The sequence below is a fragment of the Streptomyces sp. HPF1205 genome (assembly GCF_020400825.1).
Lineage (GTDB): Bacteria > Actinomycetota > Actinomycetes > Streptomycetales > Streptomycetaceae > Actinacidiphila.
This window is the reverse complement of sequence record NZ_JAINVH010000014.1, coordinates 1-22,285: the sequence shown is the minus strand read 5'-3', so window position 1 is coordinate 22,285 and position 22,285 is coordinate 1. Positions and strand designations below refer to the sequence as shown.

Annotated in this window: 21 protein-coding genes and 3 pseudogenes; 13 read left to right on the top strand and 11 right to left on the bottom strand. The window is 74.2% G+C overall.

The window, feature by feature from the left end:
- Positions 1-5: 5 nt before the first annotated feature.
- The gene (locus K7G61_RS17575) at positions 6-710 is read right to left on the bottom strand and encodes an RDD family protein (RefSeq protein ID WP_225847813.1); all 705 of its coding nucleotides are present in this window, start codon (positions 708-710) and stop codon (positions 6-8) included.
- Between the two features lie 280 nt (positions 711-990).
- Here K7G61_RS17575 and K7G61_RS17570 point away from each other — a divergent pair, with 280 nt between their 5' ends.
- From K7G61_RS17570 to K7G61_RS17555, 4 genes are all read left to right on the top strand, one after another.
- Entirely contained in the window at positions 991-1,869 is an 879-nt protein-coding gene (locus tag K7G61_RS17570; RefSeq protein WP_225847812.1) for a bifunctional methylenetetrahydrofolate dehydrogenase/methenyltetrahydrofolate cyclohydrolase, read from the top strand.
- Positions 1,859-2,272: a DUF3017 domain-containing protein gene (locus K7G61_RS17565; RefSeq protein ID WP_225847811.1), complete on the top strand. Its 414-nt coding sequence runs from the start codon at positions 1,859-1,861 to the stop codon at positions 2,270-2,272. The genes K7G61_RS17570 and K7G61_RS17565 overlap by 11 nt, the downstream gene beginning before the upstream one ends.
- 270 nt (positions 2,273-2,542) lie before the next feature.
- Positions 2,543-3,484: a helix-turn-helix transcriptional regulator gene (locus K7G61_RS36485; RefSeq protein ID WP_263984515.1), complete on the top strand. Its 942-nt coding sequence runs from the start codon at positions 2,543-2,545 to the stop codon at positions 3,482-3,484.
- 237 nt (positions 3,485-3,721) lie between these two features.
- Positions 3,722-4,711, top strand: coding sequence for a malate dehydrogenase (locus tag K7G61_RS17555; RefSeq protein WP_225847810.1), 990 nt, complete (start codon positions 3,722-3,724; stop codon positions 4,709-4,711).
- A gap of 86 nt (positions 4,712-4,797) precedes the next feature.
- On the opposite strand, the gene K7G61_RS17550 is transcribed toward K7G61_RS17555, so the two are convergent.
- Entirely contained in the window at positions 4,798-6,261 is a 1,464-nt protein-coding gene (locus tag K7G61_RS17550; protein WP_225847809.1) for a PLP-dependent aminotransferase family protein, read from the bottom strand.
- Positions 6,262-6,311: 50 nt separating this feature from the next.
- On the opposite strand from K7G61_RS17550, the gene K7G61_RS17545 reads away from it, so the two are divergent.
- The gene (locus K7G61_RS17545) at positions 6,312-6,842 is read left to right on the top strand and encodes a carboxymuconolactone decarboxylase family protein (RefSeq protein WP_225847808.1); all 531 of its coding nucleotides are present in this window, start codon (positions 6,312-6,314) and stop codon (positions 6,840-6,842) included.
- On the opposite strand, the gene K7G61_RS17540 is transcribed toward K7G61_RS17545, so the two are convergent.
- Together K7G61_RS17540 and rocD are read right to left on the bottom strand one after the other, a co-directional pair.
- Entirely contained in the window at positions 6,775-7,683 is a 909-nt protein-coding gene (locus tag K7G61_RS17540) for a hypothetical protein (RefSeq protein ID WP_225847969.1), read from the bottom strand. The genes K7G61_RS17545 and K7G61_RS17540 overlap by 68 nt on opposite strands.
- 187 nt (positions 7,684-7,870) lie before the next feature.
- Positions 7,871-9,121: an ornithine--oxo-acid transaminase gene (gene rocD / locus K7G61_RS17535; protein ID WP_374204159.1), complete on the bottom strand. Its 1,251-nt coding sequence runs from the start codon at positions 9,119-9,121 to the stop codon at positions 7,871-7,873.
- Between the two features lie 187 nt (positions 9,122-9,308).
- On the opposite strand from rocD, the gene trpS reads away from it, so the two are divergent.
- The 3 genes from trpS (at position 9,309) to K7G61_RS17520 (ending at position 11,904) form a co-directional block, all read left to right on the top strand.
- Positions 9,309-10,322, top strand: a complete 1,014-nt coding sequence (gene trpS / locus K7G61_RS17530) for a tryptophan--tRNA ligase (protein WP_225847807.1) — start codon at positions 9,309-9,311, stop codon at positions 10,320-10,322.
- Between the two features lie 215 nt (positions 10,323-10,537).
- Complete coding sequence (locus K7G61_RS17525) at positions 10,538-11,113, top strand: 2'-5' RNA ligase family protein (RefSeq protein ID WP_225847806.1); 576 nt, start codon at positions 10,538-10,540, stop codon at positions 11,111-11,113.
- Between the two features lie 167 nt (positions 11,114-11,280).
- On the top strand, positions 11,281-11,904 hold the full coding sequence (locus K7G61_RS17520) for a histidine phosphatase family protein (protein ID WP_225847805.1): 624 nt from the start codon (positions 11,281-11,283) through the stop codon (positions 11,902-11,904).
- 143 nt (positions 11,905-12,047) lie between these two features.
- Here K7G61_RS17520 and K7G61_RS17510 read toward each other — a convergent pair whose 3' ends face one another.
- Positions 12,048-12,803, bottom strand: a complete 756-nt coding sequence (locus K7G61_RS17510) for a decaprenylphospho-beta-D-erythro-pentofuranosid-2-ulose 2-reductase (RefSeq protein ID WP_225847804.1) — start codon at positions 12,801-12,803, stop codon at positions 12,048-12,050.
- Positions 12,804-12,843: 40 nt separating this feature from the next.
- On the bottom strand, positions 12,844-14,217 hold the full coding sequence (locus K7G61_RS17505; RefSeq protein WP_225847803.1) for an FAD-binding oxidoreductase: 1,374 nt from the start codon (positions 14,215-14,217) through the stop codon (positions 12,844-12,846).
- A 540-nt stretch (positions 14,218-14,757) separates the two neighbouring features.
- Here K7G61_RS17505 and K7G61_RS17500 point away from each other — a divergent pair.
- From K7G61_RS17500 to K7G61_RS17485, 4 genes and pseudogenes are all read left to right on the top strand, one after another.
- The gene (locus K7G61_RS17500) at positions 14,758-15,303 is read left to right on the top strand and encodes a phosphatase PAP2 family protein (protein WP_225847967.1); all 546 of its coding nucleotides are present in this window, start codon (positions 14,758-14,760) and stop codon (positions 15,301-15,303) included.
- Complete coding sequence (locus tag K7G61_RS17495; protein ID WP_225847802.1) at positions 15,296-16,243, top strand: decaprenyl-phosphate phosphoribosyltransferase; 948 nt, start codon at positions 15,296-15,298, stop codon at positions 16,241-16,243. Before K7G61_RS17500 ends, K7G61_RS17495 begins: the two co-directional genes overlap by 8 nt.
- Before the next feature lie 56 nt (positions 16,244-16,299).
- Complete coding sequence (locus tag K7G61_RS17490) at positions 16,300-16,719, top strand: GtrA family protein (protein ID WP_225847966.1); 420 nt, start codon at positions 16,300-16,302, stop codon at positions 16,717-16,719.
- 9 nt (positions 16,720-16,728) lie between these two features.
- Positions 16,729-17,652: pseudogene (locus K7G61_RS17485) on the top strand (YihY/virulence factor BrkB family protein); the annotation flags it as partial.
- 310 nt (positions 17,653-17,962) lie between these two features.
- Here K7G61_RS17485 and K7G61_RS17480 read toward each other — a convergent pair.
- Positions 17,963-19,285: a D-alanyl-D-alanine carboxypeptidase gene (locus tag K7G61_RS17480; RefSeq protein ID WP_263984521.1), complete on the bottom strand. Its 1,323-nt coding sequence runs from the start codon at positions 19,283-19,285 to the stop codon at positions 17,963-17,965.
- Between the two features lie 259 nt (positions 19,286-19,544).
- Here K7G61_RS17480 and K7G61_RS17475 point away from each other — a divergent pair.
- Positions 19,545-19,784 (top strand): annotated as a pseudogene (locus K7G61_RS17475) (SCO4848 family membrane protein); the annotation flags it as partial.
- Positions 19,785-19,962: 178 nt separating this feature from the next.
- On the opposite strand, the gene K7G61_RS17470 reads toward K7G61_RS17475, so the two are convergent.
- From K7G61_RS17470 to K7G61_RS17455, 4 genes and pseudogenes are all read right to left on the bottom strand, one after another.
- Entirely contained in the window at positions 19,963-20,658 is a 696-nt protein-coding gene (locus K7G61_RS17470) for a hypothetical protein (protein WP_225847800.1), read from the bottom strand.
- An 84-nt stretch (positions 20,659-20,742) separates the two neighbouring features.
- Entirely contained in the window at positions 20,743-21,015 is a 273-nt protein-coding gene (locus K7G61_RS17465) for a hypothetical protein (protein ID WP_225847799.1), read from the bottom strand.
- A 167-nt stretch (positions 21,016-21,182) separates the two neighbouring features.
- On the bottom strand, positions 21,183-21,335 hold the full coding sequence (locus K7G61_RS17460; protein ID WP_225847798.1) for a hypothetical protein: 153 nt from the start codon (positions 21,333-21,335) through the stop codon (positions 21,183-21,185).
- A gap of 662 nt (positions 21,336-21,997) precedes the next feature.
- Positions 21,998-22,184, bottom strand: a pseudogene (locus K7G61_RS17455) (helix-turn-helix domain-containing protein); the annotation flags it as partial.
- Positions 22,185-22,285: the final 101 nt, after the last annotated feature.

Here is a 22,285-nt window from a genome sequence, read left to right as displayed (position 1 = left end):
GCTGTTCATTGCTGGTCCTTGATGACCACCGTGTGCACGATCTTGTCGGCGAACGTCTGGTTCTTGGGATCCCACAGCGGCCACAGGTAGCCGATGTAGCAGATGCCGTCCAGGAAGTGCAGCAGCCGGCGGCCGAAGGCCAGGCCGAAGCCGAGGGCGGAGCCGTCGTACTCGCGCAGGAGGCGGATGCCGACGATGCGCTTGCCCGGGGTCTGGCCGGTCTTCCCCTCGCGGTAGCACAGCCACAGCCCCAGCGCGAGGCTGAGCAGGGCGCCGACGATCATGAGGGCGATGGAGCTGCCGGGCGCCTTGGGGGTGGGGCAGTCGCTGCGGGGGATGTTGAGCTTGTCGCAGTCGTCCCAGCGCTTGCTGATCTTGATGGCCAACTGGACGTAGCCCGCGATGAGCAGGCCCATCGGCACCAGGAAGAACAGCCCGTCCAGCAGCGCGGCGCCCACCCGCGCGCCCCAGCTCGCCAGCGGCGGCATCCCGGGCAGCGGGCCGCCGGGCGGCGGGTATCCGTAGCCTTGCGGCGGGTAGCCGGGAGCGGCGCCCGGGTAGCCGCCGGGCTGCCCGTAGCCCGGCTGCCCGTAGGGCTCCTGCTGCGGGTACGGGGACTGCTGCGGATAACCGTACGGCTGCTGGGGCTGACCGCCGTACGGCTGCTGCGGCGGGCCGTCGTAGGGACCGGGGCCTGGGGGCTGATTCACGTGCTTTCCTTCGAGCGGGACGGGCGGGCCCCCGGCGGAGGCGGGACGTGCCGGGGGACGCATGGGGACCGGCACATCGTGGGGCCGCGCGCTGTCCGGGCGCAAGGGACAAAGGGGGACGAGACGCTGTGAGTCCGCGCCGGGGGCGGCGCCGACCGGTGCGCGCGCCCCGGCGATCGGGCGGAGAGCGGCCGGGGGAGGGTGGGAGGGCGGCGGGGGGCGGTGGGGAATCGGCCGGGGGGATTGGTCGGGCGCGGCCCGGATCCGGGAGTATGGAGGCATGACCGCCCAGATTCTCGACGGCAAGGCCACGGCCGCCGCGATCAAGTCCGAACTGACCACCCGCGTCCAGGCGCTCAAGGCGCGCGGGATCAACCCCGGCCTCGGCACCCTGCTGGTCGGCGACGACCCGGGCAGCCGCTGGTACGTGGCCGGGAAACACCGCGACTGCGCGCAGGTGGGCATCGGCTCCATCCAGCGCGAGCTTCCGGCGACCGCGACCCAGCACGAGATCGAGGAGGTCGTCCGCGAGCTGAACGCGAACCCGGAGTGCACCGGCTACATCGTGCAGCTCCCCCTCCCCGCCGGCATCGACACCAACCGGGTGCTCGAACTGATGGAGCCCGCCAAGGACGCGGACGGGCTGCACCCGATGAGCCTGGGCCGCCTGGTCCTGGGCGAGCAGGGGCCGCTGCCGTGCACCCCCAACGGCATCGTCGAACTGCTGCGCCGCCACGGCGTGGAGATCAACGGCGCCCATGTGGCGGTCGTCGGGCGCGGCATCACCGTCGGGCGGTCGATCGGGCTGCTGCTGACCCGCAAGTCCGAGAACGCCACGGTGACGCTGTGCCACACCGGCACCCGCGACCTGTCCGCGCAGCTGCGGCAGGCCGACATCATCGTGGCCGCCGCTGGTGTGCCGCACCTGGTCAAGCCGGAGGACGTCAAGCCGGGCGCGGCCGTGCTGGACGTCGGTGTCAGCCGCGACGAGAACGGGAAGATCGTCGGCGACGTGCACCCCGGTGTCGCCGAGGTGGCCGGCTGGCTCTCGCCCAACCCCGGCGGCGTCGGCCCGATGACCCGGGCGATGCTGCTGCAGAACGTGGTGGAGGCGGCGGAACGCGGCGCAGCGGACCGGGCCGCGGGCCATGTCCACTGACGGGCGGCCGGTCGAGCGCGGTCCGGGCGGGCGGCCGGCGGTCACCACGTCCACCGCGCGCCCCGAGGGCGGCGGACGGGCGGCCGGGGGCGACGCCCCGGCCCCGGTGCGCCAGTGGCCGATCCTCCTTGTCGTCGCGGGCACCGCCACGGGCCTGATCACCACAGCGACCGGCGCGTTCCGCGCCGGCGCCATCATCGTCGGCGTCTCGCTGCTGGTGGGCGGTCTGCTGCGGTGGACGGTCACCGCCGTCGGCATGCTGGCGGTCCGCAGCCGGTTCACGGACGTGCTGACGTACGGCATCCTCGGCTCGGCCATTGTGCTGCTGGCCCTGATGGCCCAGCCCGACCCGCTGGTCCGCATCCCCTTCCTGGAGGACGTGATCCACTTCAGCGTGCAGTGAGCCGGTGGCTGCGGGGGCGTACGTGAGCGCGGGACGCGCGGCTCAGGGGGTGTACGCGCGGGCGGGACGCGGGCGTACCGGCCGCCCGCACGCCGGAGTAGGCGCCCACGGACGGTACGGGCGCACGCGGGAGCGCGCTTTTGCGTACAGGGGCCGGGTGGTGCTCTTATCACTCCGTACGCCTTTCGTGCGCACTGTCCGGAAAAATCCGCGAGGCGGGGCACTGGCGTTCTAGCGTGGCCACGGCGCGGCAACGGACCGGGCGGCGCCATGGTGGAGGGGGCGTCGATGGGGCAGTGGGAGCCGCTGGCCGACAGCATCCCGGTGGACGTGCGGCGGCTGGCGACGCAATTGCGGCGGATGAAGGACCGCAGCGGGCTGACCGTGCCGTCCCTCGCGGCGCGGACCGGGCAGTCGGCCGAGACGTGGTCGCTGGCCCTCGCCGGGCGCCGTCTGCCGCCGCTGGACGCCGTCGAGGTGCTCGCCCAGGCGTCCGGCGCGGACTACGACCGGGTCGGCGCGCTCTACGAGCTGGCACGGAAGGCAGGTTCGGGTGCCGGCGGGCGGGGGCGCGGCAAACCGGTGCCGCACCCCGACCCGCTCGACCCGCTCGGGGCCGACGAGGGGCTCCCCGCGAGCCGCCGGCGCCTGCTGCTGCTCGTCGCAGCCGGGGCGCTGGCCGTGGCCGCGCTGGTCGGTGTGATGATCACCGCCGGGCCGAGCACGGGGCGGGCGCCCGGCGCCAGGGACGTCTCCGGCCCGTCCGCCGCTCCGGCCGTCTCCGGCCCCCCGGGGCCGTCGGCCTCCCGCGGCTCGTCGGGCGCCCCGGGAGCCGCCCCTTCCGCTCCGGCCGCCTCCGGCGGTACGCCGGGGGACGCCGCCCGGGGCGCGGACGCCGGGGCCGCAGCCGGGGGCGCGGGCGCAACGGACCGGCCCTCGCCCGCGCTCGGGCCGCAGTCCCCGTCCGCGGCGCCCGGAGCCGGCGGGGCACAGCCCGCGCCGACGGGAGGCGGTGCGGGGGGCGGTGCGGGGGGCGCGGGCACGACCGGCGGCGGAACGGGCGCGACGGGGGCACCTCCCGGCGGTTCGCCCACGGCCTCGCCGCCTCCGAGCGCGCCGGGGTCGCCGTCCGAGTCGCCGTCGCCGTCCCCGGCTCCGTCCTCGTCCCGGCTGTGCCTGCGGGTGATCGTCCTCGGCGTGTGCGTCGGGTAGGGCCGCGGCCGGGACGCGGGCGCGCATGGCGCGCCCTGGGGGACGAGCCGTGCCGCCGGGTGACCCGCCCCACACGACCGCGCGTGATCCGCCGGTCCCGCAGGCGATAGCCTGACGGGTGGCTCTCTTGACGCCAAGAGATCGCCGAGAGATCGCCGAGAGATCCACGTGAAGGGCCGCTCGGGCCACTTGCCGGGGCGGCCGGCCACCCCCGCAGGAAAAGGCCAGGAGAAGGCAATGACTCGCACTCCCGTCAACGTCACCGTCACCGGAGCGGCCGGCCAGATCGGCTACGCCCTCCTCTTCCGCATCGCCGCGGGTCACCTGCTCGGCGCGGACGTGCCGGTGAAGCTCCGGCTGCTGGAGATCACCCCGGCGCTCAAGGCCGCCGAGGGCACCGCGATGGAGCTGGACGACGCCGCCTTCCCGCTGCTGCGCGGCATCGAGATCACCGACGACGCCACCAAGGCGTTCGACGGCACCAACGTCGCCCTGCTGGTCGGTGCCCGCCCGCGCACCGCCGGCATGGAGCGCGGCGACCTGCTCTCCGCCAACGGCGGCATCTTCAAGCCGCAGGGCCGGGCGATCAACGACCACGCCGCGGACGACGTCAAGGTGCTCGTGGTCGGCAACCCGGCCAACACGAACGCGCTGATCGCGCGCGCCGCCGCGCCCGACGTACCGGCCGAGCGCTTCACCGCGATGACCCGCCTGGACCACAACCGGGCGATCGCGCAGCTGGCGAAGAAGACCGGCACGCAGGTCTCCGACATCAAGCGCATGACCATCTGGGGCAACCACTCCGCGACGCAGTACCCGGACGTCTTCCACACCGAGGTCGCGGGCAAGAACGCCGCCGAGGTCGTGAACGACGAGAAGTGGCTGGCCGACACCTTCATCCCGACCGTCGCCAAGCGCGGCGCGGCCATCATCGAGGCCCGCGGCGCCTCCTCGGCCGCGTCGGCCGCCTCCGCCGCCCTCGACCACGTCCACACCTGGGTCAACGGCACCGCCGACGGCGACTGGACGTCCATGGCGGTCGTCTCCGACGGCTCCTACGGCGTCCCGGAGGGCCTGATCTCCTCCTTCCCGGTGACCACCAAGGACGGCGCCTGGGAGATCGTCCAGGGCCTGGACATCAACGACTTCTCGCGGCCGCGGATCGACGCCTCGGTGAAGGAGCTCCAGGACGAGCGCGAGGCGGTCCGCGCGCTCGGCCTCATCTGACGCTCCCGGCGTCCACGGCGACCCATAAGCGCCTGTAAGGGGTCCCGCCCCTGGTGCGGGGCCCCTTACGCGCGTCGTGCCGCGTCCTACGCGTCCGCTCCCGACTCGCGGAGCACCTCGCACAGCAGGTCCACCGCGCCGCCGAAAGCGTGCTCGGGCGGGGACCCGTAGCCGATGACCAGGGCGGGCGGGACGTCCGGCGCCGCCCCGTACGTGGGGAGGCCGCTGAGCGCCAGGCCGCGGCGGTGGGCGCGGGCCACGAGGGTGTCCAGCGGCGCGGTGCCGGGCGGGAGCCGCAGGACCGCGTGCAGCCCGGCCGCGATGCCCGACACCCGCACCCCCGGCACCCGTGTCGCGAGCGCCGCCACCAGCCGGTCCCGCCGCGACCTGTAGCGCAGCCGCATCCGCCGCACATGCCGGTCGTACGCCCCCGACGTGAGGAACTCCGCGAGCGTCAACTGGTCCAGCACCGGGGAGTGGTGGTCGGCCAGCCGCTTCTGCCGTACCACCGCGTCCAGCAGGTGCGGCGGTACGGCCATCCACGCCAGCCGCAGCGCGGGCGCCAGGCTCTTGCTCGCCGTCCCCGCGTACACCACGTGCCCGGGGGCGAGCCCCTGGAGGGCGCCCACGGGCTGCCGGTCGTACCGGAACTCCCCGTCGTAGTCGTCCTCCAGCACCACGCCGCCGGTGGCACGCGCCCACGCCACCACGGCCGTACGGCGCCCCGGCGACAGCAGCGCGCCGGTCGGGAAGTGGTGGGCGGGCGTGAGCAGGACGGCCGCGGTGCGCTCGTCCAGGCCGCGGACGTCGGCGCCGTCGGCGTCGACCGGCAGCGGCACCGTCTCCAGCCCGGCGCTGCGCACCAGCGTGCGGATGTTGGGGAAGCCGAGCTCCTCGACCCCGACCCGGCGCGCGCCCCGGGCGTGCAGCGCCCGGGCCAGCAGCCCGACGGCCTGCACGTATCCCGTGCAGATCACCAGCGTCTCCGGGTCGGCGCGCACCCCGCGGACCCGCGCGAGGTACGCGGCCAGCGCCGTCCGCAGCTCCGGGCGGCCGCGCGGGTCGGAGTAGCCGAACGCCTCGCTGGGCGCCGCGATGATCGCGCGCCGGGCGGCCGCCGCCCAGGCGGCGCGCGGGAACGACGAGAGGTCGGGCGAACCCGGGAACAGGTTGTACGGCAGCCCGCTCGGGTCCGGGGCGAACTCCGCCGGAGCCACCGGCGCCGGGCCCGCGCCCCGGCGCCGCCGTACCACCCGGGCGGCGGGGGCCTCCTCCGTGCGCCTGGCCACCCGCGTCCCCGAGCCCTGGCGCGCGGTCAGCCAGCCCTCGGCGACCAACTGGCTGTAGGCGCCGGCGACGGTGTTGCGGGCCAGTCCCAGGTCGCGGGCGAGCACCCGGCTCGACGGCAGCCGCGTCCCGGCCGCCAGCCGGCCCGCCCGTACGGCCTCCCGCAGCGCCCGCTCCAGGCCCGCCCGGCCGCGCTCCTGCGCGAGATCGAGCAGCAGGTCGTAGTCCCCGCCTCGCCGGTCCTCGATGGCCCATGACTCCACCCGGCAAGTGGACCACGGGAGCGCGCCACTTCGCCATTACGGTCGGGATCATGACGACTCTCCAGGACACCGGCACCGACTCCGGCACCGGCACCGGCACCGACTCCGGCGCCGCCGGCGCCCCTGTTCCGGCCCCGCCGCGCCGGATCGACCTCAACGACAAGGCCCCCGACTTCTACAAGGCCATGTTCGCCCTCGACAGGGCGGCGGCCCACGGCCTGGACCCGGTGGTGCGCGAACTGGTCCGGGTCCGCGTCGCCCAGCTCAACGGCTGCGCCTTCTGCGTCGACAAGCACAGCACCGACGCCCTCGCGCTCGGCGTCCCCGGGCGCAAGCTGCGGGCCATGACCGTCTGGCCCGAGACGCCCTTCTTCACCGCCCGCGAACGCGCCGCCCTCGCCCTCGCCGAAGCGGTCACCCACCTCGGCCACCACGGGGTGCCCGACGCCACCTACGACGAGGCGGCGCGCCTCTTCGACGAGGACGAGCTCCCGCGCCTGATCGCCATGTGCGTCACGATGAACGCGTGGACCCGGATCGGTGTGACGTGCCGGATGTCGCCGGCGCCGCTGGAGGAGTAGGCCCGTCGTCCGGCGGCCGGGGCACGGGGCCGACCTCACCGAAGCGGGCCAGGGCGAGGGCGCCCGCCAAGGCGGCGGCGAAGCCCAGGACGGCGGCCGGGCCCCAGCCGTCACGGGTGCGGTCGTGCAGGGCGAGGACGCCGACCAGGGCCGGGCAGACGGTCTCGCCGATGACCATGCCGGCCGTGGCCGCGGTGACCGAGCCCTGCTGGAAGGCCGAGGTCAGGAGCAGGAAGCCCGCGGCGCCGCCGACAAGCAGGGCGTACAGGGCGGGGTTGGTGAACAGGGACGAGGGGGAGAAGCCGTCGACGAGCCGGACGGCCACCTCGACGACGCCGAAGCCCAGGCCGGAGCCCAGCCCCAGGACCGCCGCCCGCGCGCGACCCGTGAGGCGGCCGGCCGGAGCGCCCGCCGCCAGGACCGCCGCCGCGGCGGCCAGCGTGCCCCAGCGCAGGGCCGTACCGCCGTGGCCGCCGCCCTCGCCGCCCGAGGACAGGCCGAGAAGCGCCAGCCCGCCGCACACCGCGCCCACGGCCCCCCACTCCCGGGCCGCCAGCCGGACGCCCAGCAGCCGGCTGGCCGTCACCGCGGTCACCGCGAGGCTGGCGGCCAGCGCCGCGCCCACCGCGTAGATCGGCAGCGAGCGCAGCGCGACCAGTTCCAGGGCGAAGCCGGCCGCGTCCAGCGCCAGCCCCGCCACGTACTTCCACTCCTGGACGGCCCGCACCAGCAGCCGCGGGTCCACGCCTGAGCCGCTGCCCGGCTGCGCCGCGCGGGTGGCCACCGCCTGGAGCACGGTCGCCACCCCGAAGCAGACAGCCGCGCCGAGCGCGCTGAGCATTCCGGTCACCACGCCCCGACTCTATGGCTTCCAAGAGGCCGGACCGCACGGGCGGGCCGTGGGGGCCGGACCGTACGGCCGCCTCCCGCCGCCACGCGCGGACCGCGGACAGGCGCCGCCGCCCTGTATCGGCGTCCTATGCGGCGGCCGGCCCGGTCGCGGCATAGGCGGCGGGCCCGGCCCGCGCTCAGACGCCCAGGACGGTGCGCAGCCGCGCCAGCGCCCAGTCCAGGTCCTCCTTCGAGATGACCAGGGGCGGTGCCAGCCGGATGGTGGAGCCGTGGGTGTCCTTGGCGAGGACGCCGTGGGTCATCAGGCGCTCGGTCACGGCGCGGCCGGTGCCGAGGGAGGGGGCGATGTCGACGCCCGCCCACAGGCCGCGGCCGCGCACGGCGGTGACCGCACCCGAGGAGGTGAGCGTGCCCAGCTCGGCGTGCAGGTGCGCGCCGAGTTCGGCGGCGCGCAGCTGGTACTCGCCGGTACGCAGCATGGCGATCACCTCCAGGCCGACCGCGCAGGCCAGCGGGTTGCCGCCGAAGGTGGAGCCGTGCTCGCCCGGCCGGAAGACGCCGAGCACGGAGCGGGAGGAGACCACGGCCGAGACCGGGACGACACCGCCGCCGAGCGCCTTGCCCAGCACGTACATGTCGGGCACGACCGACTCGTGCTCGCAGGCGAAGGTGCGGCCGGTGCGGCCGAGGCCGGACTGGATCTCGTCGGCGATGAACAGCACGTTGCGCGCGGTGGTCAGGGCGCGGACGCCGGACAGATAGCCGGGCGGCGGCACCAGGACGCCGGCCTCCCCCTGGATGGGTTCGAGGAGGACGGCGACGGTGTCGTCGTCGACCGCGGCCTCCAGGGCGGCCAGGTCGCCGTACGGGACGACGGTGAAGCCCGGCGTGTAGGGGCCGAAGTCGGCCCGGGCGTCCGGGTCGGTGGAGAAGGAGACGATCGTGGTGGTGCGGCCGTGGAAGTTGTCGGCGGCCACCACGATCTTCGCCCTGCCGTCGGGCACGCCCTTGATCCGGTAGCCCCACTTGCGCGCCGTCTTGACCGCCGTCTCCACCGCCTCGGCGCCGGTGTTCATCGGCAGCACCATCTCCATGCCGCACAGCTGCGCGAGCGCGGCGCAGAACTCGGCGAAGCGGTCGTGGTGGAAGGCGCGGGAGGTGAGCGTGACCCGGTCGAGCTGCGCCTTGGCGGCGGCGATCAGCCGCGGGTTGGCGTGGCCGAAGTTGAGCGCCGAGTACCCGGCGAGCATGTCGAGGTAGCGGCGCCCCTCGACGTCCGTCACCCAGGCGCCCTCCGCGGAGGCGATCACGACGGGCAGCGGGTGGTAATTGTGCGCGCTGTACGCCTCCGCCCGCGCGATCTGGCGGTCGGTGGCGGTACCTGCGCCCGTCTCGGTGGTCGCGCCGGTCGCGGCGGAGCCGGGGATCGTCGTCACGTGCGTACTCCGTTCGTTGTGCGTCAGGAGGCCGGGCAGGGGGCATGGGTGGTGCCCCCGCCTCTATGGTCGCTCGCCCGCGCCGGCCTGAAACCTCACCCCGGCACGCCCTCGCGGTTGTCCACAGGCATCCTCTCGGGGGTGTGGGAGCGGGACCCCGACCTGAGAGAATGAGGGCATGGCCCTCGACCGTCCCCGTGCCCTGTCCGGCATCCAGCCCACCGCCGGCTCCTTCCACCTGGGCAACTACCTCGGCGCGATCCGTCAGTACGTGGCGCTGCAGGAGACCCACGACGCCTTCTACATGGTCGTCGACCTGCACGCGATCACGGTGCCGCAGGACCCCGTGGCGCTGCGGGCGAACACCAGGCTGGCCGCCGCCCAGCTGCTGGCGGCGGGCCTGGACCCGGACCGCTGCACGCTGTTCGTGCAGAGCCACGTGCCCGAGCACACCCAGCTCGGCTGGGTGATGAACTGCCTGACCGGCTTCGGCGAGGCGTCGCGGATGACGCAGTTCAAGGACAAGTCGGCGCGGCACGGCGCGGACCGCGCCACCGTCGGCCTGTTCACGTACCCGATCCTGCAGGTCGCCGACATCCTGCTGTACCAGGCGCACACCGTGCCGGTGGGCGAGGACCAGCGGCAGCACATCGAGCTGACCCGGGACCTGGCCGAGCGGTTCAACCAGCGTTTCGGCGAGACGTTCAGGACGCCGGCGCCGCACATCGTCAGGGAGGTCGCGAAGATCTACGACCTCCAGGACCCGACGGCGAAGATGAGCAAGTCGGCGGCGACCCCGAAGGGCCTGATCAACCTGCTGGACGAGCCGTCCGTCTCGGCGAAGAAGTTCAAGAGCGCGGTCACGGACACGGACACCGTCATCCGGTACGACGAAGCGGGCAAACCGGGCATCAGTAATCTGCTCACCATTCACTCCGCACTCACCGGCACCACAATCGCCGAACTTGAGGACCGGTACGCGGGCAAGGGCTACGGTGCGCTCAAGACCGACCTCGCGGAGATCTTCGTGGCGTGGGTCACACCGTTCCGCGAGCGTACGCAGGAGTACCTGGGGGATCCGGAGACACTGGACTCCGTTCTGGCCAAGGGGGCCGAGAAGGCGCGGGCCGTGGCGGCCGAGACGCTGGCCGCCGCGTACGACCGGATCGGCTTCCTGCCGGCCAAGCACTAGCCGGCGGTTCGCACCGGGGACGGGAACGGGAACGGGGACGCAGGAGAAGCGGGGGAAAGGGCGGGGGAGCGGGAGGAACGGCGGATCGGCGACGGGGAACGGGCGGTACGTCCGCTGTGACGTACGCCGCTGTCCGGTACGCCCGGTTGCGCGCGACACTGAAACAGGCCCCGTGATCGGGGCCGCCTTTGCGACCTGGGGAAGGGGTGTACGCAGTGGGTGTCACGACCATCGGCGTGTCCATCGCGGTCCCGGAGCCGTACGGGCGGCTGCTCCAGGAGTCCAGGGCGGCCTTCGGCGATCCGGCCGCGTACTGCATCCCGACGCACATCACCCTGCTGCCCCCGACGGAGGTGCCCGGCGAGGAGCTGCCGGCCTTCCGGCTGCACCTGGCCAGGGTCGCCGCGGCCGGGCGGCCCTTCGTCATGCGGCTGCACGGCACCGACACCTTCCGCCCGCTCACACCGGTCGTCTACGTACGGGTCGCGGAGGGCGGCGCCGCCTGCGCCGACCTCCAGGAGCGGGTGCGCTCCGGGCCCGTCGCCCGCGAGCTGCAGTTCCCTTACCACCCTCACGTCACCGTCGCGCACGGGATCGCGGACGCCGCCATGGACCGGGCGCAGCGGGAGCTCGCCGAGTTCAGCGCGGCCTGGACCGCCTCCGGGTTCGCCCTGTACGAGCAGGACCCGGGCGACGGGGTCTGGCGCCGGATGCGCGACTTCCTGTTCGGCGGCGAGGAGCGGCCCGCGCTTCCGCAGCAGCAGGGGATCCGGACGGCCTCCCGCCTCTGACCCGGCCCACCCGGCCCCCGGAGGGCCCGGGCCACCCGCCATGGCCCGGTCGCCGGCGTCCTGCGCTGACCCGGCTCGGAGCCCGACTCCCCCCTCGTGGAACCGGTCCGGGCGGGTCGGCGTCCTTCCACGAAGTCGATCTTGTGGACTGGTGGAAGGACGCATCCATGCCGGGTAGGACCGCCCGCTACCTGTATCTCGCCCGCCACGCCGAGGCATCGCCGGATGAGAGTGAATTGAGTGATGCGGGCTGCCGCCAGGCCGCCCTGCTGGGGGAGCGGCTCCGCGGTGTCCCGCTGGCGGCGATACACCACGGCCCTCTCGCCCGTGCCGAACAGACCGCCCGGCTGGTCGGTGAGCGGCTCGACGGAGTTCCCTGCCGTCGTTCCGAAGCGGCCGGCGACTACCTCCCCTACCTGCCGACACGCGAGGAGCTGCCGCCGGAGGCAGCGGACGCCTGGATCGAGTTCCTGCACCAGTTCACGGCCGAGGAACGCGAGCAGGGCCCCGGGCTCGCCGCAGCGGCACTCGCAGAGTTCACCGGGACCGTCGTCGGAGACGAACCGCGGCACGAGCTCGTCGTCACCCACAACTTCCTCGTCGGCTGGCTCGTCCGAGCCGCCCTGGACGCGCCGAAGTGGCGATGGCTGGGCATCAACCATGCCAACGCGGCCCTGACCGTCATCCGCTACGCACCTGACCGCCCCCCGGCGGTCCTCGTCTTCAACGACACCGGCCACCTCCCCGCCGATCTCCGTTGGACCGGCTTCCCGCCGGAGTTCCACGTCTGAGGCCCGTGGACGGGACCGATGCCGATCCATCGGAGGTGACCGCCTGGCGCCGCGCGTCCACGACGGCGCGTTCTGCGCGATGGACCTTACCGCCCGCCACCCGCGCACCGGCGAGCTGCTGTCCACGGTGAAGCCGCGCCCGCCTAGAACGGCAGCCGGCGGAAGAGCGGGCGGGGCAGGTGGCGGACCGCCGCCATGACGTAGCGCAGCGGCCCGGGGACCCACAGCAGCTCGGTGCGGCGGCGCAGGGCGGTCTCGATCGCCTCGGCCACCGCTTCCGGGGCGACTGCGAAGGGGGCGGGGCGGAGGTGGGCGGTCATACGGGTGCGGACGAAGCCGGGGCGGACGACCAGGACGTGGACACCCGCGGGGCGCAGCGCCTCGGCGTAGCCGACGGCGAAGGCGTCGAGACCGGCCTTCCCGCTGCCGTAGAGGAAGTTGGAGCGCCGGGGGCGTTCGGCGGCCACGGAGGAGAGCACGACGAGGGAACCATGGCCCTGGCGGCGCAGGGCGGTGCCGCACACGAGGGCCGCGGACACCGCGCCGGTGTAGTTGGTGGCGGCCACCCGGACCGCCGCGGCCGGGTCGGTCTCGTCGCGGGCCTGGTCCCCGAGCACCCCGAAGGCGAGCAGCACCACGTCCACGTCGCCCTCGGCGAACACCTTGCCCAGGACCTCCTCGTGGGGGCCGGGGTCCAGGGCGTCGAAGCCCACCACCCGCACCGCGGCGCCGAGGCCCCGCAACTCCGCGGCGGCCGCGTCGAGTTCCGGTGAGGGGCGGCCGGCCAGGAAGACGTTACGGGTGCGGTGCGCGACCAGCCGCCGGGCGGTCGCCAGCCCGATCTGGGAGGTGCCGCCGAGCACCAGCAGCGACTGCGGCGCCCCGAAGGCGTCCTTCATCCGTGCCTCCCTCGTATGGTGCCGGGCCGCGGGCGCGCCGTCAGAGCCCGAGCCGCCGCGCCAGGTCCGACGTGAGGACGCCCTTGGGGTCGTACCGCTGCCGCAGCGCGGAGAACTCCGCCAACCGCGGGTACATCCGCGCCGCCGCCTCGGGCCGCAGCCGGGAGTCCTTGGCGAGGTAGACACGGCCGCCCGCGGCGGCGACCCGCTCGTCCAGCTCGTCCAGCAGGGAGCCGAGGCCGGGCAGCGCGGCGGGGATGTCCAGGGCGAGCGTCCAGCCGGGCATCGGGAACGACAGCCAGCCCGGGTCGCCGGCGCCGAACCGCTTGAGCACCGCGAGGAACGACGGGCACTGCCGCGTGCTCAGCGTCCGCACGATCCCGCGCAGCGTCTCCTCCTGGCCCCGGCCGACGACGAACTGGTACTGGACGAAGCCGCGGGGTCCGTAGATCCGGTTCCAGTGCGGGACGCCGTCCAGGGGGTGGAAGAAGGAGGAGAGCCGGCGCAGCCGGCCGCGCCGCTCCCGCGCCGCGCGGTACCACACCTCGTTGAACAGGCCGACGCTCGCCGGGGTGAGCAGGCCGCCGGGCATGGCGCGCGGCGGGGCGGGCAGCCGGGTGCCGGGGCGGAACGCGAGCGGGGTCGCGCGCAGGCGCGGCGGCAGGGCGTCGAGGGGCGCGTGCTCGCCTTGGGTGAGCACCGCGCGCCCGGTCCTGGATCCGCGGGCCAGCAGGTCGACCCAGGCCACCGAGTAGCGGTACCGGTGGTCGGTCGCGGACAGCCTGGCCATCAGGTCGTCCAGGTCGGCGGCCCGCTCGGTGTCGACGGTCATCAGGGACGTCTCGACCGGGAGGAGTTGGAGGGTCGCGGCCAGGACGACACCCGTCAGGCCCATCCCGCCCGCGGTCGCCCAGAACAGCTCCGGCTCGTCCTCAGGGGTGACCAGCCGGGTCTCGCCGTCGCCCGTGAGCAGCTCCAGGGCCCGCACGTGCCGGGTGAACGACCCCGACAGATGGTGGTTCTTGCCGTGGATGTCCGCGGCGATCGCGCCGCCGACCGTCACGAACCGGGTCCCGGGTGTGACGGGAACGAACCAGCCGAGCGGCAGCAGGACCTCCATCAGCCGGTGGAGCGACACCCCGGCGTCGCACACCACCAGCCCGTTGACCGCGTCGATCTCGTGGACGCGGGCGAGGCCGGTCATGTCGAGGACCGCGCCGCCGGCGTTCTGCGCCGCGTCCCCGTAAGCCCGCCCGAGGCCGCGGGGGATCAGCCCCCGGCCGCCGGTGTCGGCGGCCGCCCGCACCGCCTCGACCGCCTCCTCGTACGAACCGGGGCGCAGCAGCCGTGCGGCGGTCGGGGCGGTGCGGCCCCAGCCGGACAGGCGGGTGGCCGTGGCGGCGGATACGGACATGTCTGCGACCGTATCGCCCGGTGCCCCCTACTCGGGGCATATACGGCATTTGTCACCCGAACGGATGAGCGGGGAGGGCGTGTTGATCACGGGGGCACGGTAAGCACTCCTCGTCCGGAAAAGGGCGCTTCGACCATGTGCGAACCCTGTGTGTCCATGTGTGAGGGGAGCCCGCCGATGCGCTGTCCCGACGCCGCCACCGCTCCCACGGGGGCGGCCCCCGTGACCCCTGCGACGGTCACTGCGACGACCCCTGCCACGCCCCGTGTCTCGGCGGCCCCTGCCGCGAGCCGTGCCCCGGCCTCTTCCGCGCCCCGTACGCCGAGCCGTGCCCCGGCCTCTTCCGCGCCCCGTACGCCGACCCGCGCCGTGGCCCGTGCCGCCGCTGCCGGCTCCGGAGTCCTTGGCGGCGGGCCGCCCGATGCCTCGCGTCCGCCGGTCCCGCCGCCGCTCAGGCGTCCGGCGGCCAAGGTGACCAAGGTGACCAAGGTGACCAAGGCGGCCAAGGCGGCCAGGGACGTCAGGGGAGCCAGGGAGGCCATATGGGAGGCCGATCGCCGGCTTCTCGACGCCTTCCGTGCCTGCGGCGACGCTCCCGGGGTCGCCGCGGTGGCGCGGGAACTGGGCCGGGCGGGGGAGCACGCGGGGGTGTGGCTGGCCGCCGGAATGGGCGGGGCGTGCCTGGACGCCGGGCGGCGCGACGCCTGGTTGCGGGCGAGCGCGCTGGTGGCGGGCGCGCACGTCGCGAGCATGGTGCTGAAACGTTTCTTCCGTCGTCCTCGCCCCTGCCTCCCCCGCCCCGGGGCGCGGCCGTCCGCACCCCTCGTCCGTACCGCCGGACGCCACAGCTTCCCCAGCTCGCACGCCGCCTCCTCGGCTGCCGCCGCCGTGGCCTTCACCGCGCTGGCGCCCCGCGTCCCCTTCCGCCCGCTCGCCGTCGGCGTGTGCCTGTCCCGCCTGGTCGCGGGCGTGCACTACCCCTCCGACGTGGCCTTCGGCGTCCTGCTGGGAGCCGCGGCCGCCCGCCTGGGCCGGCCGTGGGCCCTGCCCGAACGCATCGCGGAAGCCGGTGGCGGCCATGGCTGAGCCCGGCGCCGCCGCCCTCGACAAGTCCGTCCCCGGCTCGTACGCCCTGGCCGCCGGCCTGCTGCGGACCGCCCGCCCGCGTCAATGGGTCAAGAACGGCCTGGTCCTGGCCGCGCCCTTCGCCGCCGCGAGACTGCTGTCCACGGGCGAGATCCTCCGGCTCTGCCTGGTCTTCGTGCTGTTCACCGCCTGCGCCGCCGCCGTCTACCTGATCAACGACGCCCGGGACGCGGAGGCCGACCGGGCCCACCCGGTCAAGCGCGCCCGGCCGGTCGCCTCGGGCCAGGTCCCGGTACCCGCGGCCTATGCGGCGGGCGGCGGCCTCGCCGTGCTCGCCCCCGCCGTCGCCGCCGTCACCTGCAACCCGAACACCGCCGCCCTGCTGGCCGGATACGTGGTGATGCAGCTCGCCTACTGCGTGTGGCTCAAGCACCTCCTGGTGATCGACCTGGTGATCGTGACCACCGGGTTCCTGATGCGGTCCATGGCGGGCGGCCTGGCGCTGGGCATCGAGCTGTCCCGCTGGTTCCTGGTCACCTCGGGCTTCGGCGCGCTGTTCATGGTGGCCGCCAAGCGCTACTCCGAGCTCGTGCTGATGTCCGAGGAAGCCGCCGCCGAGGGCGCGGACCTGCGCGCCTCGCGTGCCCTGCTGGGCTCGTACACCCCCGGCTACCTGCGGTTCGTCTGGCAGCTCGCGGCCGGGGTGGCGGTCCTCGCCTACTGCCTGTGGGCGATGGAGACCGGCGCCGCGCCGCACGGGTGGCTGCCGTGGCGGCAGCTGTCCATGGTGCCCTTCATCCTCTCGGTGCTGCGCTACGCCGTCTTCGCGGACTCCGGCGCCGCGGGCGCGCCCGAGGACCTGGTGCTGCGCGACGGCGCGCTGGTCGTCATCGGGATGGCGTGGGGCGCCCTGTACGTACTCGCCGTGGTCGACACCTGAGGGGGCGAGTGGTGCGCGCCGCCCGCCCCACGCTGTCGGAGGTCCTCGGCTTCGCCATGGCCGGCGGCGCTGCCTATGGCGTCGACCTGGGCCTGTTCGTATGGCTGCGGGGCCCCTGCGGCCTCGGCCCGCTCACCGCCAAGTCGCTGTCCTTCCTGGGCGCCTGCGCGATCGCCTACGTGGGCAACGCCCTGGGCACGTATCGCGGCCGCGGCCATGGCGCCGGGCGTGTCCGGCAGTACGGCCTCTTCTTCGCCGTCAACGTCGCCGGAGCCCTGGTGCAGCTTCTCTGCCTGGGCCTGTCGCACTACGTCCTCGGGTTCGGCTCCGAGCGCGCCGACGTGGTCTCCGGCGCCGGGGTCGGCATGGCCCTGGCCACGCTCCTTCGGTTCTGGGGGACCCGCACCCTTGTCTTCAACGGGCCCTCACCCGATCGGGGCGCGCCGGGCGAGCGTGTCCGGGTCGAAGGGGGGTAGCCGAGCGCCATGGACTGGTTGACCCGGCTGCCTTGGATCGGCCCGCGCGTGGCGCGGCTGATGCGAACGCACGCATGGCGTGCCTTCGCGCACTTGCAGTCGGTGCACTGGTCGCGGCTGGCCGCGGCCATGACGTTCACCAGCTTCCTGGCGCTCTTCCCGCTGCTGGCCCTGTCCGCCGCCATAGGCGCGGCCCTCCTCTCGCCGAAGCAGCTCAACACGCTGGAGAACAAGATCAGCCAGCAGATCCCCGGCATCTCCAAGCAGATCGACATCCACGGCCTGGTCGCCAACGCCGGCACGGTCGGGATCATCGCCGGTCTGCTGCTGCTGGTCACCGGCATGGGCTGGGTCGGCTCGGTGCGCGACTGCCTGCGGGCGGTGTGGGGCAAGGACAACGAGGAGCGCAACCCCTTCGTCGGCAAGCTCATGGACGGCGGCGTCCTGCTGGGCCTGGGCGCGGCCACGCTGATCTCGCTGGGCGCCTCCCTCTTCGCCACCGCAGCCGTCAACTGGACAGCCGACAAGGCGGACCTCAGCAGCCACGGACCGGGCCGGATCCTGCTCACCCTCGTCGGCTACGCCATCGCCGTCATCGCCGACTTCCTCATCCTGCTGTACCTGCTCACGCTGCTGCCCGGCGTCGAACCTCCGCGGCGCTCGGTGGTGGTCGCCGCGCTCATCGGAGCTGTGGGCTTCGAGGTGCTGAAGGTGCTGATGAGCAGCTACCTGCAACAAGTGGCGGGCAAGAGCATGTACGGGGCCTTCGGTACGCCTGTCGCCCTCCTCATCTGGTTCAACTTCATGGCCAAGCTGCTGCTCTTCTGCGCCGCCTGGACGGCGACCCCGCGGCACGCGCCCGAGGACGCGGAGGACGCGGTGCTCGACGCCCCCGACCTGCCGCTGGTCGGCGGGGGCGGGGAGGAGTCCGGCGCCAAGGAATCGGACACCAAGGAGACGGGCACCAAGGGGACGGGCACCAAGGAGACGGAGACCAAGGACTCCGGCGCCCAAGAACCCGGCACCAAGGAGCCCGGCGGCCGCGGGCACAAGGGGGGCAGGAAGGGCGCGAAGGGCGGCGGGGGCAGGAGCGGCGGCGGCCGCACGGACGGCGGCCGCAAGGACGACAGGGGCGCGGGTCAGGGCGGCGGCAAGGGACCGGGCGCCCCCTCGAAGCCCCCGCGCCCCAGGACGCTGCCCGGTGCCGGAGTGGGAAGGGCCGTCGTCAGGCGGGTGGCGGCGGCTATACGGGCGGCAGGCGGCGACGACCACGACCGCGCCGCCCACCGGAGCGGCGGCGGTAGTCACCGATGGTTCCGCCCGCGGACGGAAGCGGACGCCGGCGCCGTACGACGATGATCACCGCGGTGAGCACCACCGCCGTGCCGCCCGCGATTCCCAGCGCGGTCCACAGGCCGCCCCGGGACGACGAGGTGGTGATCGCGGCCTCGGTGCCCTTGCCGCCGACGCGGGTGCCCGACGAGGCGGTCGACGTGGCAGTCGGGTGCGGGAGCTTGCTCAGCGGCGGCACCAGGGTGCCGACCGGCTGGACGACCGGAGCCGCCTTGAAGCCCCAGTCCAGCAGCGAGGCGGCCTCGCGGTAGACCAGGTCGTGCTCGGGCTTGGGGTTCATCACCGTGACCAGCAGGGTGCGGCCGCCGCGCTGGGCGACGCCGGTGAAGGTGGCGCCCGCGTTGGTGGTGTTGCCGTTCTTGACGCCCGCTATCCCCTGGTAGGGGGACAGGTCGTAGTCCCCGCTGAGCAGGCGGTTCGTGTTCTGGATGGCGAAGTGGTCACGGACCTTGGTCGGCTTGCCGGCCTTGCCCTTCTTGTAGTCGCCGGGGAACTGCGCGCTCGTCGTCGAGCAGTACTCGCGGAAGTCCGGGTTCTGCAGACCCTGGCGGGCGAACAGCGTGAGGTCGTAGGCGCTGCTGAGCTGGCCGGGTTCGTCGTAGCCGTCAGGGGTGACGACATGGGTGTCGTCCGCCTGCAGTTCGTGCGCCTCGGCGTTCATGTCGGCCACGGTCTTGGGCACGCCGCCGTTCATGTGGGCAAGCACGTGCACAGCGTCGTTGCCCGACCGCAGGAACACACCGAGCCACAGGTCGCGGACGGTGTAGGTGAGGTTTTCCTTGATGCCGACCAGACTGCTGCCCTCGCCCATGCCGAACAGGTCCGAGGGCGCCACCTTGTGCACCTCGGACCTGGGAAACCTGGGCAGCACCGTGTCCGCGAACAGCATCTTCAGCGTGCTTGCCGGGGCGAGCCGCCAGTGCGCGTTGTGCTCGGCCAGGATCGCGCCGGTCTCGGCGTCCGCCACGATCCACGACCGCGCGGTGAGCCGGGCCGGCAGGGCGGGCACCCCGGGCGCCGCGGCGACCTGGGTGCCGGGCAGCCCGAGCCGGTCGCCGCCCACCGTCGACATGTGCGCCGGCGGTCTGGGCGGCGTCTTGGTGTCCTTCGGGTGCTCGAACGCGGTCGCCGACGCCGTCCCGGCGAGCACGGTGCCGCCGAGCAGCGCGGCGGTCACCGACCCCGCGAGCGCGGTGCGGACCCCGCGGGACAGACGGGCGCCACGGACGGCATGGGTGCCGCGGACGGCATGGACGGCTGTACGGACGGCTGTACGGACGGACCCGGCGCCTGTGGCGCGGGCGGTCGCAACGGTGCGTACGGACTTGGGCACTCGCAGAACCTACCTGCCGTACCCGTGGTCCCGGTCACCCGGGGCGCTCCCCGTTCGGGTGAGCCTTGGCACGCCCGCGCCCCGGAAACCCCGGCCCCCCGCTCCCGTCCGCTCCGGCCCACCGCACATACTGGGGCGTATGAAGCTCAGCCGCCGCGTCTCCTGGTTCCTCGCCGCCTTCGGCGTGTGGTCGTGGATCGTATGGACGACCTTTGTGAAGAACCTCTGGAAGGACAGCAGCGGGCTCGCCTTCCACAACGGCTCGCACGCGCACCCCACCGCGTACTTCTGGATCCACCTGACCCTGGCGATCGTGTCCTTCCTGCTGGGGACGGCGATCGGGCTCCTGGGGGTACGGGGGCTGCTGGCGCTGCGCCGCGAGGGCCGGGCCGGGGAGCCCCCGTCGGGCGGTACGGACGAGGGCGCGACCGCGGGCGCGGACGGCGGTCCCGCCCGGGCCGCGCAGGAACCGCCCGTACTGACACCCCGCGACAGGTGAGACCCCGGTGGGGGCCGGGCGCCGTGACGCCCGGCCCCCACCGCGGTCCGCGACGCGGTCAGTGCTTGCGCTGGCGCGGCAGCCTGGCGTGGCGGGGGTGGACCAGGGTGACCTGACGGTAGAGCAGGTGGAAGCAGGCCAGAGCGGCTACCGGCGGCAGTCCCGCGGTGGCCATGGCGGTGGGCGTCCTGGGCGCGGCAGCGACGCACAGGACGACGGCCACGGCCGAGAACGCCGTCACCACCCCCCACGCCGCCCTCACGTGCCGCTGGTGCGCCGCGGCCCGCAGCACGGACAGGCAGCCCGCGAGCCAGGGCCCGTAGACCAGCAGCGGCCAGGAGGACGCGAGGTTGTGGGCGGTGGGGTACGCCAGGACCCGCAGCGGATCGTAGGAGACCATCGCGCCCAGCAGGCTCACCACGCAGGCGATCGTGCCCGTGGCCAGCGCGATGCAGAAGCTGACCACCGACACCCACGGCACCCGCAGCCCCTTGACCATCTGGCGCAGCCGGTGCGGCCGCCGCTTGCGGTGAGGCGCGGGCCGGCCCGGCGCGGCCACCATCGGCGGCTCCTCCACCGGCGGCTCCGGCCGCCGGAAGAGCTGCTCGAACTCCGCGTCGATGTCCCACTGCCCGCCGACCAGCCCCGTGGTGGCCTGCATGCCGTCCGGCGCCGGCTCCTCCAGCGGCCCGTCCGCGGGCACCCCGTGGAACCGCACGGTCGGCGGTCCGTACAACTCGTCGTGCTCATACATGCGGGCACCGCCCGGCCCGCGCCGCCTCCCACGGACGGCGAGCCGCCCGCGCGGGCCGTGTTCCCGGATCCCCGGGTGCCCGCCTCATCCGGCGACCCCCAACTCCGCCGCGTCCCAGCGCAGCCGGAAGTCGGTCTCCAGCCGCCCGATGGCGGCGAGCAACTCCTCCAGCGGTGTCCGGCAGGAACCCGCCCCGAAGTCCCCGCCGCCGTCCGCGGCACACCGGGCCGCCGCACCCTCCCGTTGCTTGTCGAGGACGGATCTACGCGGTCGCGGCCCCGCTCCGGCCACCGGCGGCCGGCGCTCCGCGGCGGCGTCGGCGGCGACGGCGAGGAGAGGGAGGGGGCGTTCAGGCATCGTCACACCCTCATCAACGACACCCCATATCCACCGCGACGTGGCATTTGGGTGAACGTCCGCGGCAGCCGCCTCCGCTTCCCCCGTGGCGCCCCGCGCATTGCTCCATCACGGTGACCAGCGCGCGGCCCGCGCGCCTGCGTCCGCGATCAGGCCCGACCCGCCACCTAGGACGCGGATCCGGGCGCGGCCTTGGATGCCGCCTTGGATGCCGTCTTGGGCGCGGACGCGGGTGCCGCCTTGGGCACGGACCGGCCCATGGTCGGCAGGATGAAGTCCTGTATGAGGGACTTGGCGTCGCGCACCAGCGGGCGGAACACCCGGTAGCGGGACAGGCCGATGACGCGGGCGACGAGCGGGCGGAGCGGCGGACGAACTCGCGGCTGCGGGCCGTGTTGAGCCCCGGCTCATCGACCGTACGTGAGGTTGATCTCACGGCATCCACGCCCGCGTTACGCACCGATGCGGCCACGGACGGTGCCAGCATGGGCGTTGCGGGAACACGATTCCCGCGCGTCGGACGGCGTTGGTGCCGAACAGCGAGGAGCCCCGACATGGTCACTGGAACCCCTGACGGGGCCGACAGCCCCGCGAGCCTCTACGGGCCCGTCGCACTCGTCCTCGGCGTCGTCACGCTACTGACCGCCGTGCTCTCCGGGTTCCTCGGCATAGCCATCCCGCTCCTCACCGGCAGCCTCGCCGTCACCTTCGGCGTCCTCGGTCTGACCAGCAAACTCAACCGTGGCCGGTCCGCCGTTGGTCTCGTCACCGGATGCCTCGGCCTGCTCTACCCGATCTTCATCATCGTCGCCGGGAGCGCCTGACGATGTTCCGGCACGGTCCGTGTGCTCAGGCCCCGCCGTCCCGGTTGATCCGGGTTTCTCGTCCGGCGACTGGTGTTCACGCGAGTCAGTCGGGGGAGGCAGGATCTTCCCCGTGCCATGGCAGGTCGGGCACGTGATCGCTTCGGCCATGGAGATGAGCAGCAACTCTTTCGACTCGAAGTAGTAGTAGGCGTTGCCGACCGAGACCCCGGCCTCCTGGGCGATGGCCCGCATGGTGGTCCTGTCGTAGCCGCGCTCCTGGAACAGCCGCATCGCGGTCTCCAGGATCAGCGCCCTGGTCTGCTCGCTCTTGCCGGTCCTGGGCCGGGCCCGCCCGTCCGGCAGTTCCCCGGATCCCGGCTCGGCCACGCCGCGGCCCTTCCTCGCGTCCTCCACCCGGGTGAGCCTAGCCCGGCGCCGCGCACCCGGTGGCACAGCCGCAGGTG